This window comes from Micromonospora sp. NPDC005087 (assembly GCF_042872965.1).
Classification (GTDB): Bacteria; Actinomycetota; Actinomycetes; order Mycobacteriales; family Micromonosporaceae; genus Micromonospora.
In genome coordinates, this window is the sequence record NZ_JBIALB010000002.1 from 22,180 (window position 1) to 38,138 (window position 15,959).

Here is a 15,959-nt window from a genome sequence, read left to right on the forward strand (position 1 = left end):
GACCGGGCAGCGGGGGTGGCGTCAGAGGAACGCCTGCCCCTCACCCCGGTAGGTGGGCACGGTCGCCACGATCGCGTCCCCGTCGACCAGGTGCAGCTCGTTGACCCGTTCGCACAGCTCACCGGCTTTGGCGTGTCGGAACCACACCCGGTCGCCGATGGCCAGGGTTGCCGCCGCCGCGCCGGCCAGCGGGGTCTGCACCTCACCGGCCCCCTCGGTGCCGACCAGCTTCAGGCCGGCCGGCAACCACGGTCGGGGCAGTCGGCTGTCGGCGGCCGGGCCGGAGGCGATCCAGCCGCCGCCGAGCACGGTCGCCAGCTCCGGCGTCGGCCGACGCACCACCGCGCAGGCGAAGAACGCCGCCGGGGTGGGCCGCCAGGCACGGTAGGCGTCGAACAGCGTCGGCCCGTACAGGCCCGATCCCGCGGTGACCTCGGTGACCGCGGGATCGGCGCTGGTCGCGGCCACGCTGCCGGTGCCGCCACCGTTGACGAACTCCAGGTCGGCGTGCTGACGGACCGCGGCCACCGCCGCGCTCCGGCGGGCCAGCAACTCGCGGTACGACCCGCGCTGGGCCAGCCGGATCGCGCCGGCCAGCAGCGCCTGCCCCGGCGGCGCGTCGCCCAGGCCGGCGATCTGCGCCTCGTACGACATGAGGCCGACCAGCCGGAAGCCGGCGCGGCCGGCGACGGTGGCGGCGAGCGCGCCGGCCGCTCGGGCGCTGTGCACCGGTGAGCGGCGGACGCCGACGTGCACCCGCCCGCGCAGCGGTCGCCAGGAGGCGTCCAGGTCAAGGCAGAGCCGCAGCTCGGCGCGCTGCCCGGGGGCTCGCACGGCGTCGATGAGATCGAGCTGCCCGCTGCCGTCGATCATCAGGGTGATCGCGGCGGCCAGCGCCGGGTCGGCTGCCACCTCGGCGAGCGCCGAGCGGTCCGCGCTGGGGTACGCGACCAGCACGTCGTCGCTCACCCCCGCCCGGACCAGCCAGATCGCCTCGGGCAGGGTGAACGCCATCACGCCCCGCCAACCGGGCCGGGCGAGCGCCCGGCTGATCAGCTCCCGGCTGCGGACCGACTTGCTAGCCAGTCGGACCGGTTTGCCGGCGGCGCGGTCGGCCAGGGCGGCCGAGTTGGCGTCGAAGGCGGTGAGATCCACCACCGCGTACGGCGGGTCGAGGTGGGCGGTCGCGCGATCCAGGCGCTCGCGAAGTTTGTCGCTTTCGATGGCCACGTGTGCACGCTAACTGTCTGACGGCAAATGCGAAACACCCTCGCGTATAACCCGGGCTGCGGTTGGTGCCTTCGGCGGCCTAGGCTCAGCGAGCAGGAGAATGTCGCGAGTGGGATGGCTCCCCACCGGGTCTAGAGTGTTCCACCGGGAATGCCCAGCGATGGGCCGGCACGTGGAGGTACGGCCATCGAAAGCCAGAACAGCGGCGAGTCGCACGGCGTGTCGCGCTCCGGAGGCCAGCCGGGCAACGCCGCCAACCAGTCCGGCGGCAGCCAGGTCGATTCATCCGGCTACGCCGCCATCCGGTCAGTGCTGCGCATCCGGCCGTTCCGCCGGCTCTGGATCGTGCTCGGCGCGGCCTCCTTCGGTGACTGGCTCGGCCTGCTGGCCACCTCGGTCTTCGCCGCCTCCCAGGTGCAGGGCAGCACTGCCCAGGGCGCGGTCTTCGGTGGCGTCATCGCCATCCGGCTGCTGCCCGCACTGGTGCTCGGACCGATCGCCGGCGTCCTCGCCGACCGGTTCGACAGACGCTGGACGATGGTCATCTGCGACCTGCTCCGGTTCGTCCTGTTCGCGTCCATCCCGATGGTGGCGCTTGCCGGCGCCAGCGGCGCGGTGGTGGTCCTGTGGGCGACCATCGCCACCTTCCTGATCGAGTCGATCACCCTGATCTGGATCCCGGCCAAGGAGGCCGCGGTCCCCAACCTGATCCCGCGCGCCCGGCTGGAGGCGGCCAACCAGCTCACGCTGATCACCACGTACGGCCTGACCCCGGTGCTCGCCGCGCTGGTCAGCGCCGGTCTGGACCGCAGCGTCCGGGGCGTGACCGGCGGCAACTTCCCGGACTGGGCCGAGCCGGCCCAACTGGCCCTCTGGTTCAACTCCCTGTCCCGGCTGGCCACCGCCCTGGTCGTCGCGTTCGGCATCAGGGAGATCAGCCAGGGGCAGACTGCCGAGGGCGACCGCCACGAGCAGAGCATGCTGCGCCAGTTCAAGGAGGGCTGGCAGTTCATCGGCCAGACCCCGCTGGTGCGTGGGCTGGTCCTCGGCATCCTGGGCGCGTTCGCCGGGGGCGGCATCGTCATCGGCACCGCGAAGTTCTTCGCCAGCTCGCTGGGTGCCGGTGACGCCGCGTTCTCGCTGCTCTTCGGTGCCATCTTCGTCGGCCTGGCACTCGGCATCGGGCTCGGCCCGATGATCGTCAAGGAGATGTCCCGGCGCCGCTGGTTCGGCATGAGCATCGTGCTGGCCAGCGCCGCCGTGATGACCCTCGCCTTCGCCATCCACCTGTCCATGGCGATCGTCGGCGCGGTGCTGGTCGGCGCCGGCGCCGGGATGGCCTTCCTGGCCGGCACCACGCTGCTCGGCGGCGAGATCAGGGACGAGGTGCGCGGCCGGGTCTTCGCCGTCGTGCAGATCGGCACCCGGCTGGTGCTGATCCTGGCCATCGCGCTGAGCAGCCTGCTCGCCGGTGTCGGTGGCTCGCGCAAGCTGGAGATCGCCGACCTGGGCCTGTCCGTCTCGTCGACCCGGCTGCTGCTGCTCGCCGCCGGGGTCGCCGGCATCTTCGCCGGGATCAGCGCGTTCGGTCAGATGGACGACAAGAAGGGCGTCCCGGTCCTCGCCGACCTCTGGGGCTCCATCCGGGGTCGCCCGCTGATGCCGGCCGAGCCGTTCGTCTCCGCCGGGCTCTTCGTGGTCTTCGAGGGCGGTGAGGGCGCCGGCAAGTCCACCCAGCTCGCCGCGCTCGCCGAGCGGCTGCGCGGCCAGGGGCGCGACGTCGTGGTCACCCGCGAGCCGGGGGCGACCGGGGTCGGTCAACGAATCCGGTCGCTGGTGCTGGACACCTCCGGCGACGAGGCGCCCTCGCCGCGCGCCGAGGCGCTGCTCTACGCCGCCGACCGGGCGCACCACGTGGCCGCCGTGGTGCGACCCGCGCTGGTCCGTGGCGGCGTGGTGATCAGCGACCGGTACGTCGACTCGTCCCTGGCGTACCAGGGCGCGGGGCGGACACTCCCGGTCGACGAGGTCTCCTGGCTCTCCTCCTGGGCCACCGGCGGGCTCAAGCCCGACCTGGTGGTGCTGCTGGACGTCGAGCCGCAGACCGGCCTGTCCCGGGTGGCATCGCGCAGCGCGGGCGTCGACCGGCTGGAGGCCGAGTCGATCGCGTTCCACGAGCGTGTCCGGTACGCCTTCCTCGACCTGGCCGCCGCCGACCCGAAGCGCTACCTGGTGCTCGACGGGTCCCGACCGGCCGAGGAGATCACCCGGCAGGTGGTCCGACGCGTCGAGGAGATGCTCGGAAATCCGGGCGGCATCGTGCACCCCAGGCCGGCGCAGGGTCCGGACACCTCGGTGCAGCCGGAGTTATCCGACGCGGAGCTGGTGACGATGGAGCATCGAACCTGATGCCGGAGGTCTTCGCCGACCTGGTCGGTCAGGACGAGGCGGTGACCGAGCTGCGCCGGGCCGCCGCCGCGGCGGCGGCCGTGTTGCGCGTGGGCGCGGCCGACCGTTCGCCCGCGCTGATCGCCGCCGGCCCGGCCGGCACGGACGGCGGGGCCGGTGCACCGGCCCGGGTCGACCCGAGCGCCGGGATGACCCACGCCTGGATCTTCACCGGGCCGCCCGGCTCCGGCCGCTCGGTCGCCGCCCGCGCCTTCGCCGCCGCCCTGCAGTGCGTCCACGGCACCGGCTGCGGCGAGTGCCCCGGCTGCCACACCACGATGGGCGGCACCCACGCCGACGTCCGGATGGTGGTGCCGGAGGGGCTCTCCATCGGCGTCGGCGAGATGCGCGCGCTGGTGCTCCGCGCGGCCAGCACCCCGTCCGGCGGGCGCTGGCAGGTGGTGATCATCGAGGACGCCGACCGGCTCACCGAGGCGGCTGGCAACGCGCTGCTCAAGGCGATCGAGGAGCCCCCACCGCGTACCGTGTTCCTGCTCTGCGCCCCCTCCACCCACCCGGACGACATCTCGGTGACCATCCGGTCGCGCTGTCGCGTCGTACCCCTGCGGCAGCCGCCGGCCACGGCGGTGGCCGAGGTGTTGGTCCGTCGGGACGGCATCGCCCCCGACGTGGCGCAGTGGGCGGCGGCGGCCGCGCAGGGGCACGTGGGTCGGGCCCGCCGGCTGGCCCGCGACCCGGAGGCCCGCCAGCGGCGCGAGGCGGTGCTCGCGGTGCCTCGCCGGCTGACCGGCGTCGGCGCGGCGTTCGACGCGGCGTCCGCACTGATCGAGGCGGCCGAGGCGGAGGCCGAGGCGTCGGTCACCGAGGCCGACGCGACCGAACGGGCGGCGCTGGAGACCGCGCTCGGCGCCGGCGGCACCGGCCGGGGCGCGGCCGGCGCGATGCGGGGCGCCGCCGGGCAGCTCAAGGAGCTGGAGAAGCGGCAGAAGTCGCGGGCCACCCGGGCTCAACGGGACGCGCTGGACCGGGCGCTGGTCGACCTGGCCGGTTTCTACCGGGACGCGCTCACCATGGCGCTGCGCGCTCCGGTCGCCCCGGTGCACACCGACACCGCCGTGCTGGCCGGCGCCGGGGCACAGAAGTGGGACGCCGAGGGGTCGCTGCGCCGGCTGGAGGCCGTGCTCGCCTGCCGGGCGGCTATCGAGGCGAACGTCAAGCCACGGATCGCCGTCGAGGCGATGATGCTCGCCCTCTGGAAGGGCTGACCCGCACCCTCCGTGCCGTGGTCCCGCCCGCCGGACCGGTCATCCACAGGCATCGACACGCGCGATTGCTGTGCGGTACGGTCCGGTGTGCTGTTGTGACGGTGACGGCACGCTCAGTGATGGGTCATCCGGGAGGAGTCGGCCGATGCCGCGGGGGGAGATCGACGAAGCCTGGATCGAGGAGGCGGTTCGGCGCTACCGCCGGATCGAGTCGCTCCAGGCCGAGTTCGACCAGGCGGTCTCGACCGTCGAGGTCACCGTCCGCTCGCCGGACGGGCTGGTCGAGGTGGTGGTCACCGCCGGTGGGCGGATCACCGACGTCCGGTTCCTTGGGCCGCTGCACAGCCGCAGCCCGCGAGACGTGGCCGGCTCCGTGCAGGCCGCGGTCACCGCCGCGGCCGACGCCGCCGAGTGGGCCCGGGAGAAGCTGCACAACGAGACGTTCGCCGCCTACCGACCGCTCGCGGGGGCCTGAGATGGACACACTGCGCGCGCTCTCCGCCCGGCTGGACGAGGCGAGCACCACGCTCACCGCCCTGTCCCGCACGGTCACCGCCAGCGATCCGGCCCAGGCAGCCTTCGGCACGGACGCCCCGGGGCGGCCCGGCGAGATCGGCCGCGCCCTGCACCGGCAGTGGACCGCCGCCACCGACGACCGGGCCCGCGAGGCACGCGCCGCCGCCGGTCGGCTGGCCGCCGCCGCCTCGGCCGTGCGCGAGGCCGCCGACCGCTACGGCGAAGTCGACCGGGCCGCCCGCCGCCGCATCACCGGGGAGCCCTGATGGACCCGCTGGACCGGCTCGCCGAGCCCGGCCTGGACCTGCTGCGCCGGGTGGACACACTGCTGGCCGCCGGGGTCCCCGAGGGGCACCGGGTCTGGCCGCTGCTGCGCCGGATGCAGGTGCTCCCGGGCGACGCGGTCCGCGGCTTCCTCGACCTTCATCCGGCGCCGCTCGCCGGCGCCGGGCACGCGGTGCGCCGGCTGGTCCGGGGGTACGACGACGTCTCCGCCGCGCTCAGCGACCCCGTGCTCTGGTCCGGCCCAGCCGCCTCGGCCTACGGGCAGGAGCGGGCGGCACTGCTGCGCCACCTCGACGAGGGGCCGGAGAGCCTGGTCGGGCGCCTGGAGTCCACGGCCGGATACGCCGACGCCCTCGCCGACTGGGTGGAGGGCACCCGGCTCGCCCTGGCCCGCACCCTGGCCGACATCCTCCGCTCGGCCGAGGCGGTCGCCGTGGTCGCCGCCACGGCCACGGGCATGCCGCTCCGGCCCGGCCCGGTGGGGCCGGGCGTGGCCGATGCGGCCGAGATCGCCGCGCGGGTGCTGGCGGTGCTCTGCGTCGCGTACGACGGTGCCGAGACGCTGCTGCACCAATGGGCGCCGAGCCTGGCCGAGTCCGCCTGGCGGCCGCCGGTGGACGGTCGACCCCGGCACGACCAGACCACCCAGGTCGGCTGGTAGCCGGCCGACCGCGCCCCGGACAGGCCACGGCGTCGCCCGCGGGCGCCCGGCCTGAGCCGGCACCGACGGCGACGCCGTGGTCTTCCCCCTGCACCCCCCGCAGGTCTGCCTCCACTCAACGCCGCCCGGACGCGTTTGTCCCCTACTGCGGCCAGGATTCAACCGTCCGGGCGAGGAGCAACGGCACGACGGGTGGCCCTGCCATCGGTCAAGTCGACGGTCATGGATGGCAGCGGGCGGTAGTCGCCCGGCGACGGCCGACGCGCCCTCCGGCGGTGATCCGTCGTAGGGTGGGGTGCATGGGCATGCTCTGCGCGGTCAGCTTCAACCGGTACGGGCGCCTCTACTACCTCGACCCCGGCGAGTTGCGCCCGCAGGTCGGCGACAAGGTGCTGGTGCCGACCGACGACGGGCCCGAGGTGGCCGAGTGCGTCTGGGCCGCACAGTGGGTGACCGAGGAGACCGAAGGCTTCCCCCGGCTGGTGGGGCTGGCCGGCGACGACGATCTGCGCCGGGACGAGGCGCTGCGTCGGCGCAAGGCCGAGGCCAAGGTGGCCGCGAAGCGGCTGATCCGCGCGCACGGCCTGCCGATGAAGGTGGTTGCCGTCGACCACGTGCTCGGCTCCACCGAGGGTGGCGGCGAGCGCAGCACCGTCTACTTCACCGCGCCGCACCGGGTGGACTTCCGCTCCCTGGTCCGTGACCTGGGCGCCACCCTGCACTGTCGCGTCGAGCTGCGGCAGCTCTCCGCACGGGACTCCGCGCGGGTGCAGGGCGGGATCGGCTCGTGCGGGCGGGACCTGTGCTGCGCCACGTTCCTCACCGACTTCGAGCCGGTGACCATCCGGATGGCCAAGGACCAGGACCTGCCGCTGAATCCGCTGCGCATCTCCGGCGCGTGCGGCCGGCTGATGTGCTGCCTGAAGTACGAGCACCCGCTCTACCAGCGTTTCCAGGAGACCGCCCCGACCGTCGGCAGCCGGGTCTCGACGCCGGAGGGCGACGGCCGCGTGGTCGGCCACAGCGTCCCCCGTGACGCGGTGACGGTCCGGCTCGACGCCGACGGCTCCCGCTGCTCCTGCTCCCGCGCCTCCGTCTGCGCCCCCCGCCAGGCCCACGACCAGCACTACACGTCCTGACCCCGCAGGGCCCCGTCCGACCGGTCAGTGCAGGACTATGGGGGGTTCGGCCAGGCGGGGGGTCAGGGGGGACTTCGGGGTCAGCCAACTGGCGGTGGGGGACTGGTCGGGGTTGACCTGCCAGTCGCGGGAGACCCGGTCGACGGCCACCGGGTAGATGGTGAGCGTGCCGTCGGGGTCGATGCGCAACCGCAGGAACGCCTTCGAGTCCTCGATGCCCTGACCGGCGAAGAGTTCGTTGACGTTCACCCCGAACGACCCCGCCACCAGCAGGTACGCCGCCACCAGTTGACTGGCCAGCAGGCCGCTCACCGGGCCGTAGAGCACCGCCGCGGCGACCACCGGCAGCGGCCACGGCCAGTCGTAGAGCGGCAGCGCCAACCAGGCCCAGGTGCCGGCGGCGGCCAGCCCGACGTGTGCCAGGCCGTGGCTGACGCCGAGGATCCAGTGCCGCGCGTGCCGCTTGCCGCTCGCGCTCGGCGGTTTGGCGAACAGAGCCGCCGCCAGCACTGTCACGAGCAACATCAACACCAGCGGTACGGTGAACAGCCGCTGATCGGTGGCGTCCGCCCAGTTCGCGGCCGCGCCCGCCATGGCCAGCATCAGCAGCGTGTGCAGGGTGCCGAGCAGGGTGGTGAAACCGGGGTTGCGGAACGGCAGCCGGGGGAAGATGCCCCAGCCGTAGCGGCGCGAGCGGGCCGCGTCCGGATAGCGGGCCACCAGGTCGTACGGCTGGGCACGGCTGGCCCGCCGGGCCAGGGTGTCCCGCGGCGGCACCTCGATGCGCTCCGGCAGCTTGTGCGTCGGGTAGAGGTACGCCCCACCGCCGCCGCAGGTGATCAGCTGCCGGGTCGGCCCCGCGTAGCGGGCGTAGTGGTGCAGGTCGCCGGAGAGCAGCAGACGGACCTGCGCCCCGGTCGGGTCGATGATCGTTCGGATGAAGTAGTCGACCGAGTCGTACGCCGTCGGATGGTCGGCGGCCTTGACCCAGGCCGGCGCCGGCGTCGCGATGATCACCTTCGACTCCGGGCCGAGCCGCCGGGCCACCTCGTCGAAGTACGCCAGCTGCGGGTCGTCCAGGTACGAGCCGGACTGGTCGTCGACGCCGAGCAGCCACCAGCCGGCCGGCAACTCCACGGCGAAGTACGAGCGCGACTGCCCGGTGCCCCAGCCGCCGAAGTGCCGGTCCCTGGAGCGGACGAACAACCGCAGGAAGGCGGTCAGGCCGTCGTACCAGTCGTGGTTGCCTGGCACCGCGAAGAGGGTGGGCCGCTCCGGCGGGGTCGCTGGCAGCGCGGCCTGGTAGGGGCCCTTGCAACGATCCTCGTACGAGGCGTAGGCCGCCGACGGGTACACCTGGTCGCCACCCATCACCAGGGTCTGCGCCCGGGGCAGCCGGTGCCCGTCCACGGTCAGCTCCGGCTGTGCCAGCAGGTACGCCACCGAGTAGGTGGCGTTGAAGCCATCACCCAGGTCGGCCACGTAGTCGAGCCACAGCCCGCCGTCCGGCCCAGCCTGGCGGAAGGCGTCGTCGCCGAACGCGTTCTGCAACTCGCGCTTGTCCAGGTACGCCCCGAAGAGCATCGCCAGCAGCGTCCGGATGCCGGTGCTGATCAGCAGGAACGGGGCCAGCCACGGCACCGGCTTGCGCGGCGTGAAGCCCAGCTCCAGCGGGTCGGTGGTGCGGGGCCGGTGGGCGATCCGCTCCCCGGCCGGCGGGCCGTCGGGACGTCCGTCCGCCGGGTCCTGCTGGTCGGGGCGGTCGAGGGGGGCGTGATCGTCGCTCACCCGCCGCAGCGTAGTACCGACCCGGATGATCCGCTGTCCGGTAAACGTCCAGATGACGGCGGTTGTCCGGTTGATGGCAGCGGGCGGGGAGGGGGGTACCCCGTTCGGGCGACGGCCGTGGGGGTGCCGTACACTTGACGATCGTTGCCGCCTTAGCTCAGTCGGCTAGAGCGACGCACTCGTAATGCGTAGGTCGACGGTTCGATTCCGTCAGGCGGCTCGGCACGGAAGCCCAGGTCATCGGCCTGGGCTTCGCCGTTTCCCGAGGTCGACAACACCGCCGCCGGCCGTGCCAGTCCGCAGATAGTCCGCACCCCGCGCAGCGACCGCCTCGTCCAGCCGGTTGGCGACCGCGTCCAGGTCGTCACCGAACAGCCCCGCGTACACGTCCAGCGTCATCGACGCCGAGGCGTGCCCGAGCATCCGCTGCACCGCCTTGACGTTGGCGCCCGCCGCCACGGCCAGACTCGCCGCCGTGTAGGGCGCTCCACCTGGTCCCCGTCCCAGGAGGCTGGACGGTCTGCGACTGCCCGACGAGGAGATCCGCTCTTTACTCAGCTGGGCGCCCACAAACGTCAACGGATCGGCGCAGGTGTCATCCGTGCCTGGCTCACGCGAGCGTTACCGCCGTCGCCGCCGGTTGATGAAACGGGCGAAATCGGTGCACGCAAAGCGATCCTCCCGTAACCATGGGCGGATGGGGCGACCATCGGAGCCGGCGCAGACCGGGGGCATCATGCGCGGCGAGGAGGACGCCCAGCAGGCCAGCTTCCTGGAGCTGTTCTTCGACCTGGTGTTGGTCTTCGCCCTGGTCGGGGTCGTCAGCAGGATGGGGCCGGACCTTCTCTCCGACAATGTGGGCGTGCGCTGGCTGTCGCTGCTGTACGCGGCCGTTCTGGCCCTGCCGTTGCTGTGGCTGTGGACGACCACCGCGTACCTCACCAGCCGGTTCGACTACCGCAACGGCTGGATTCAGCTGCTGGTCCTGGTCAGCGCGTTCGGCCTGCTGATCATGGCGACGTCCCTGTACGAGTTCGAGCAACACGGCGCCACCTTCGCCATCGTGTACGTGGTGCTGCACATCGGACGCCCCTTGGTGCTCCGGCCCCTGTTACGGGAGCACGAGCAGGTACGGGAGCTCTACACCCGCCTGGCCATCTGGGCCAGCATCTCCGGCGTCATTTGGCTCGCCGGGGCGGCGATGCGCGGAAACCTCCGGCTCGCCCTATGGTTGATCGCCATCACCGTGGACCTGGTCGTGGCGCGGGTCAGATGGCCGGTACCCGGCCTGGGCCGGCCACCGACCAGCGCGTGGGCGATGGCCAGCAGCCGATACCTCCCCGAGCGCTACCAGCAACTGTTGTTGATCGCGCTCGGCGAGACGGTGCTGTCCATAGGCCTCACCTACGCCACCCACCCCACCACGCTCGCCGCAAAGGCGGCCCTGGTGGTCACGTTCCTGTCGTCCGTGCTGATGTGGCGGATCTACTTCTATCGCGCGGGCCAGGTGCTGGCCGAGGCCGTCGAGATGTCGTCGAACCGGGCAGCTGCCGGCGGGATCGTCGGTGTGGCCCATCTGCTCATGGTTCTCGGCATCACCTTGGCCGCGGCTGGCGCGGAAATCGTGTTGGCGCATCCGGAGGGGCCCTCCGTGCCGGCCTGGCTCGTGGTCATCCTCGGCGGGCCGGCGATCTTCCTGTTCGGCCGCAGTCGGCTGGAACGGGTCGTCTTCAACCGGCTCGCCGTGCGCCGGCTCGTCGGCATCGGCGTTCTGGTCCTGCTGGCGCCGCCGCTGTTCTTCGGCCCGCCGCTGCTTGCCGCCATCGTCGCTGCGGTCGTGCTGCTCGGCGTCGCCGTTGCGGACGCTCGACGCGCCGCCGGCCGCCCACTGGAGGCCCCGTCCCCGTCCGCCTAGCAGAGGCGGTCCGCATCCAGTCCGCAAGAGGTCCACAGATGATGGGGAAGCGTTGAGGGATGTCGGAAGGATTTCCGCTGCCAGGCCCCCATGTGCCCAGGTCGGCGGCACGGGCAGTTTGATCTCGTAATGCGTAGGTCGACGGTTCGATTCCGTCAGGCGGCTCCACCAGAAGGCCCAGGTCACCGGCTTGATCGCCGATCATGACCTGGGCCTTCTCCATGCTCTCGCCAGGCCGAGCAGCCAAGCGAGCAGCCAAAGCCTCATACACCTGACCACAGCGCCCCCTCCATCCGCGACGCGGCCTCCTGACGATTCGTTGCTTGGTCGTGGTCGTCGCGCTGCTCGCCCTGCCCCGTGCCGTAATTTGTCGCGCCCGGGGCCGACTACCCGTTGACGAGGCTAACGTTGTTAGCCTACGGTCAGGCTAACGCTGTTAGCCAGATCCGAGGAGAGTTTATGATCACCAGCAGTTCCACCGTGTCGACCACATCGGCGCGGTCGCCGCGATCTGGCCGCGATCGGATCGCAAGGATCATGTTGTGGCTTGCCGCCGTCGGCGCCGCCGGTGCCGCGCTCACCGCGGCCGGCACGGTTTGGGACGCCGATGGCGGGACCAAAGTCGTCGAGACCTGGCGAGCCTACGGCCTCGTCGTCTTCGCGGGCCTGTTCGTGCTGCTTGCGCTGGCGCCGCGCAGCTACCGAGGTGTGTGGGAGCTGGTGATCTTCCACAAGATCGCGCTCACGGTGACCGCCTTGCTCTACGCCGCTCACGCCGGCATCGCCGACACCGCAACGATCGTCGGTTGGGATGGCACCGTCTCTGTGCTCCTCGTCGGCGCCTACGTGTTGAGTCGCGGTTGGACGTCGTCCCCGGACTGGCGCGGCACCACCCAGCGCGCCGGATGAGGGCGCTGATAGCGATCCCGGCTTGTCCGAGGCGCTGGTGAACCGCCGCGGCGAGGTGGTCGACGCGGCCGAGCGGATCCTGGAACGTGAAGGCCCAGACGCGGTGACCATGCGGCGCCTCGCCGACGAACTGCGGATCCAGGCACCCTCGCTGTACAAGCACATCGCCGGCAAGACCGAGATCGAAGCTGCACTGCAACAGCGCGCGCTGGAACGGCTCGGTGCCGTGCTGGCCGGGGCCAGCGCCGACCTGGCCACGCTCGTCGCCGCCTACCGGCGATGGGCGCTTGAGCACCCTCGCCTCTACGAGCTCAGTGCCCGCCATTCCCTGAATCGTCCACGTCTCGCGTCCGGCGTCGAGGCCGCGGCGGCCGCGCCCCTGTTGAAGGTCACCGGCGGCAACGTCGCAGCCGCGCGTGCCATCTGGGGCCTCGCGCACGGCCTTGTCGATCTCGAGCTGGCCGACCGATTCCCACCCAACGCCGACCTCGACGCGGCTTGGGCCCACGCGATCAGCGCGTTCGCCATCTATTGCACACCACAGCTCGACGGCGACCCGTGACACACGCACCTTTCTCACGATGCCGAACGGAGGTCGGCCTCATGACGGACGCAGGCTCTCACGCCGACTTTTCCGAGGGGCCGCCTGAGAAGCACGTACAGGCGTCGACAGGGCGCCAACCGGCGGCGGTCAGGGCTGCGCCGGGTCCGACCAGTGGCATGACGGCCAGTTGCGCTCCCGGTCCGGCCTTGGCCGACGTGAGTCGGGGTCATGCGGCGGCAGCCAAGTAAGGGCCGTGGCTGATGCGGTGGAGTAGCTGTTCTCCGATGAACCTGGTGTAGGCTTGGGGGATGGCTTGCGACAGCTCAGCACGCGTCATCCAGTCGATGCCCATCGCCGCGGCTCCCTCGGCGTGGGTGAACTTGTAGCCGCGGGTCATTTGACCACCGCCACCGGTGCCGTAGACCCCGCCGATAGGGCGCTTCGAGCAGTGGCAGCCCCCGGCGCCCATCAACAGCATGTTGGATGCGAACCGATGATGCCGCCTCAGCCACCGACCGCCCGCGCGTAGGCCGAACTCGCTTCCGCACAGGATGCGGGATCCCAGCATCCGGGGGGTGGCCTCGACGTCCTCGACAACCCACGGGAGGCCGGACGCGGCAAGCCTGCGGAGCGTCGCGTCGAGCATCCAGCCCGTCCCGTCACCCCCTACGCGACTCACGAGAGCGCTGTGATCATGGCAAGGCGGGGAGGCATGGACGGCATCGAAGCCGTCAAGCGGGAACGTGAGTGCGTCGCTCCGTACGAAGGCAAACGGGTACCGCGCCTGTGGACGGATGTCCACGCCGACCACCTCGAACCCCGCCAGGTGGTAGCCCATCGCCGCACCGCCGGCACCGCAAAACAGGTCGAGCAACCGTGGGCGAGGCATCAGCGCGCTCCCGCCGCAGTTGGCAGCAGTGACGAGAGCAACCGCACAGGACGATGGCAGCCCACGGCCCTTGCCGAGCGTCGACGGACCTGCTGCACAGAGCTTGTGAGCGAGGAGTCGCACCGGCAGCGACCGCCATGCCGAGTCAGCAGAGAGTCAGCATGGCTGCTTGCCGCGCGATGATGACGGCTGAAGGGGGTGACACGGCCCCGGTGCGTGAGGGCACGAGACGACGTCGGTTGATACCAGCCGGCAACGCCGACCAGGCTCCCCCCGACGGGGGTCATGCCCGCGGCGAGCAAGCAGCCGGCAGCAGAGGCGGCTTGACATCCGTGGCTGACATCATCGCTGGCGGCCGAGGCCGGACATGCTCATACGGATCTGGCCTCCGGCCCGGACCCAGTGGACGTCAGCGGACGCTGCGACTCTTGCCGGAAGCGCCTTGTAAGCGAGTGTCCGTGGCCAAGCGTCGGGTCGTCTCTGGCCCGTCTGCGGCCGAAGCCTCAAGCTTCCGCGCCGGTCGGCCGGACTGCGGGCGCCCGGGCGAGTCGCCACCGCGTCGCGCCGTAGCCGAGCAGGAAGGCGATCGCGGCCCCGCCCAGGCTCGGAATCAGGGTCGCGGCGAGGGCCGGTCGGTTCGGAGCAGTCAGGGCGCCGAAGAACGGGTCAGCGGTCACGTACAGCGACCCGCAGATTGGGATGACGACGGCCACCGTAACCGCCCACCAGCGGTTGAGTAGCGCGGCCAGGCCGATCCCAACGATCGCGAACAGCGGGACGCCGGCCGCCGCACGAAGCACCACCGGCCACACCGACTCCTCGGCCAAGATCTGCACCGGCAAGAAGATGTCCTTCGAGGCCAGCTCGCGCCGAACCCAGTGGTCGGCGACCACTCTGGACGCCAGTGGCAGCACGGCGGCGAGGTCGGCCACGGCGAGGAGCAGACCGAACAGCGCGGCCGCGCCCGCCTTCGCCACCAGGTACCGGCCGGGACGGGGCGGCGGGGGGAGCCGGGCCGGCGACGATTCCAGGGCCGGCAGGGAGAGCCGGGCCGGGCGGCCGGTCAGTCGTGGATCACGCAGTACCAGGAACGCCCCGGCCGCCAGCGCGGCCAGTTGAGCCCAGCCGAGGCCCGAGGTGTGGATCGCCTTGACGTCGAAGTGGTACGCGTCAAGCTGTTCTTCTAGGGTCTGCGGGTCGTAGTAGACGTAGAACATGTAGGCGTCGTCGTTGAACGAAAGACTGCTCAGGCCGGCGAACGCGACCAGGGGCGGCAGGAGCCACAGCGTCCGACTGCGGGCCAACCCCAGCAACTCCTGACGCAACAGACTGCTCATCGGCGTCAATCTACCCGTTGGCCGATTTGGCTCGCGGACGGCGCCGGGCGGGGCCAGGTCCTGCTTACGTCTGCCTTTGGCGGCCAGGTGGCGAACAGATCCGCTGTCTCACCGGTCGGTTGCCGTCCGGGTGATCGCCCGTGGGAGCTTTGCTACCGGCAGTGGCGAGGAGCAGCCAACCGAGCAGCCAAGTCCGCGGACGTCAGCGGACTGGTGCGCACACCGGCGCCAGCCGGATCGAGCGGCGCAGCGCCAAGACGTCAGGGTCGCTAGCGACTCGTAATGCGCAGTGACCGCCTCGTCCAAGACGTTGGCGACCGCGTCCAGGTCGTCACCGAACAGGCCGGCATACACGTCCAGGGTCATCGAACTACGGAGGAGAGCCGGCATGCAGGTGGCCGTTCGTGAGGCGACGGTGTCCGACGCTGCGGTTTTAGGCGGTCTTCGGTGGCGGCGGCTGACCGAGGAACGCGGCTACACCGGAACAGACCGCGCCGCCTTCATGGAGCTGTTTTCCACTTGGGTCGTCCACCACCTGTCAACCCACCTGCCCTTCCTCGCCCAGGTAGACGAAGACGTAGTCGGCATGGCATGGTTGATCGTCGCTGACCGAGTACCCACTCCCGCGCAGCACGTTCGGCGCAGCGGCGACGTCCAGTCGGTGTATGTGGTGCCTGAGCTACGCGACTGCGGGACCGGTCCGGCTCTTCTGGAGGCCGTACTGGTCGAGGCCCGCAAGCTGGACCTGGAGCACGTGACCGTCCATTCCAGTGAACGAGCAGTGCCCTTCTACCAGCGGGTGGGCTTCCAGCATGACCAGCGCTGGCTCCGCTGGCAGCCGGAGTGAAACCGCTTCCTCCGCTGGGACTCGTGATCATGTCGAGCATCTGGTGGGACTCGGGTGTCAAGCATGTCCCGTGACAGGACACTCGGCGAGCCGTTTGTGATCCGACAGCTGATGTGCGACGCAGCTCCGCCAGGTGATATGGGACAGGGTCCGGCGATCGAGGGGTGGCAGGTTAGCCGCCGACCAACGTCCTGTCGTAGCCGATGAGCGAGCACGTCGTTCCGC

15 protein-coding genes and 1 tRNA gene are annotated in these 15,959 nt (G+C 71.7%); 11 read left to right on the forward strand and 5 right to left on the reverse strand.

Features of this window, described 5'->3' with window-relative positions:
- Positions 1-21: 21 nt before the first annotated feature.
- On the reverse strand, positions 22-1,230 hold the full coding sequence (locus ACFYPS_RS05050) for an amino acid deaminase/aldolase (protein ID WP_354964357.1): 1,209 nt from the start codon (positions 1,228-1,230) through the stop codon (positions 22-24).
- Positions 1,231-1,380: 150 nt separating this feature from the next.
- Here ACFYPS_RS05050 and tmk point away from each other — a divergent pair, with 150 nt between their 5' ends.
- The 6 genes from tmk to ACFYPS_RS05080 all read left to right on the forward strand — a co-directional run bounded on the left by tmk (position 1,381) and on the right by ACFYPS_RS05080 (position 7,505).
- A complete protein-coding gene (gene tmk, locus ACFYPS_RS05055; protein ID WP_354964358.1) occupies positions 1,381-3,639 on the forward strand; it encodes a dTMP kinase in 2,259 nt (752 codons plus the stop codon).
- Positions 3,639-4,904 carry a DNA polymerase III subunit delta' gene (locus tag ACFYPS_RS05060; RefSeq protein ID WP_354964359.1) on the forward strand — a complete coding sequence of 422 codons (1,266 nt, stop codon included), beginning with the start codon at positions 3,639-3,641 and terminating at the stop codon, positions 4,902-4,904. Before tmk ends, ACFYPS_RS05060 begins: the two co-directional genes overlap by 1 nt.
- Before the next feature lie 145 nt (positions 4,905-5,049).
- Positions 5,050-5,379, forward strand: coding sequence for a YbaB/EbfC family nucleoid-associated protein (locus ACFYPS_RS05065; protein ID WP_053659404.1), 330 nt, complete (start codon positions 5,050-5,052; stop codon positions 5,377-5,379).
- Position 5,380: 1 nt separating this feature from the next.
- Positions 5,381-5,686, forward strand: a complete 306-nt coding sequence (locus tag ACFYPS_RS05070; RefSeq protein WP_354964360.1) for a hypothetical protein — start codon at positions 5,381-5,383, stop codon at positions 5,684-5,686.
- Positions 5,686-6,366 carry a hypothetical protein gene (locus ACFYPS_RS05075; RefSeq protein ID WP_354964361.1) on the forward strand — a complete coding sequence of 227 codons (681 nt, stop codon included), beginning with the start codon at positions 5,686-5,688 and terminating at the stop codon, positions 6,364-6,366. Before ACFYPS_RS05070 ends, ACFYPS_RS05075 begins: the two co-directional genes overlap by 1 nt.
- Before the next feature lie 299 nt (positions 6,367-6,665).
- Entirely contained in the window at positions 6,666-7,505 is an 840-nt protein-coding gene (locus tag ACFYPS_RS05080) for a regulatory iron-sulfur-containing complex subunit RicT (protein WP_354964362.1), read from the forward strand.
- A gap of 24 nt (positions 7,506-7,529) precedes the next feature.
- Here ACFYPS_RS05080 and ACFYPS_RS05085 read toward each other — a convergent pair whose 3' ends face one another.
- A complete protein-coding gene (locus ACFYPS_RS05085) occupies positions 7,530-9,206 on the reverse strand; it encodes a metallophosphoesterase (protein WP_354964623.1) in 1,677 nt (558 codons plus the stop codon).
- Positions 9,207-9,439: 233 nt separating this feature from the next.
- Between ACFYPS_RS05085 and ACFYPS_RS05090 the strand changes: the two genes are divergently transcribed.
- Positions 9,440-9,513 (forward strand) — tRNA-Thr (locus ACFYPS_RS05090).
- Between the two features lie 17 nt (positions 9,514-9,530).
- On the opposite strand, the gene ACFYPS_RS05095 is transcribed toward ACFYPS_RS05090, so the two are convergent.
- The gene (locus ACFYPS_RS05095; protein ID WP_354964363.1) at positions 9,531-9,752 is read right to left on the reverse strand and encodes a hypothetical protein; all 222 of its coding nucleotides are present in this window, start codon (positions 9,750-9,752) and stop codon (positions 9,531-9,533) included.
- Positions 9,753-9,990: 238 nt separating this feature from the next.
- Here ACFYPS_RS05095 and ACFYPS_RS05100 point away from each other — a divergent pair, with 238 nt between their 5' ends.
- From ACFYPS_RS05100 to ACFYPS_RS05110, 3 genes are all read left to right on the forward strand, one after another.
- Positions 9,991-11,208 (forward strand): low temperature requirement protein A, encoded by a 1,218-nt coding sequence (locus ACFYPS_RS05100; protein ID WP_354964364.1) that lies wholly within the window; start codon positions 9,991-9,993, stop codon positions 11,206-11,208.
- Positions 11,209-11,667: 459 nt separating this feature from the next.
- Positions 11,668-12,117 (forward strand): hypothetical protein, encoded by a 450-nt coding sequence (locus ACFYPS_RS05105; protein WP_354964365.1) that lies wholly within the window; start codon positions 11,668-11,670, stop codon positions 12,115-12,117.
- 22 nt (positions 12,118-12,139) lie between these two features.
- Positions 12,140-12,679 (forward strand): TetR/AcrR family transcriptional regulator, encoded by a 540-nt coding sequence (locus ACFYPS_RS05110; protein ID WP_354964366.1) that lies wholly within the window; start codon positions 12,140-12,142, stop codon positions 12,677-12,679.
- Between the two features lie 208 nt (positions 12,680-12,887).
- Here the strand turns inward: ACFYPS_RS05110 and ACFYPS_RS05115 are convergent, their stop codons facing one another.
- Both ACFYPS_RS05115 and ACFYPS_RS05120 read right to left on the reverse strand, forming a co-directional pair.
- The gene (locus tag ACFYPS_RS05115; RefSeq protein ID WP_354964367.1) at positions 12,888-13,499 is read right to left on the reverse strand and encodes a hypothetical protein; all 612 of its coding nucleotides are present in this window, start codon (positions 13,497-13,499) and stop codon (positions 12,888-12,890) included.
- Between the two features lie 554 nt (positions 13,500-14,053).
- On the reverse strand, positions 14,054-14,887 hold the full coding sequence (locus tag ACFYPS_RS05120; protein WP_354964368.1) for a hypothetical protein: 834 nt from the start codon (positions 14,885-14,887) through the stop codon (positions 14,054-14,056).
- A 388-nt stretch (positions 14,888-15,275) separates the two neighbouring features.
- On the opposite strand from ACFYPS_RS05120, the gene ACFYPS_RS05125 reads away from it, so the two are divergent.
- The gene (locus ACFYPS_RS05125; protein WP_354964369.1) at positions 15,276-15,734 is read left to right on the forward strand and encodes a GNAT family N-acetyltransferase; all 459 of its coding nucleotides are present in this window, start codon (positions 15,276-15,278) and stop codon (positions 15,732-15,734) included.
- The last annotated feature ends 225 nt before the right edge of the window (positions 15,735-15,959 follow it).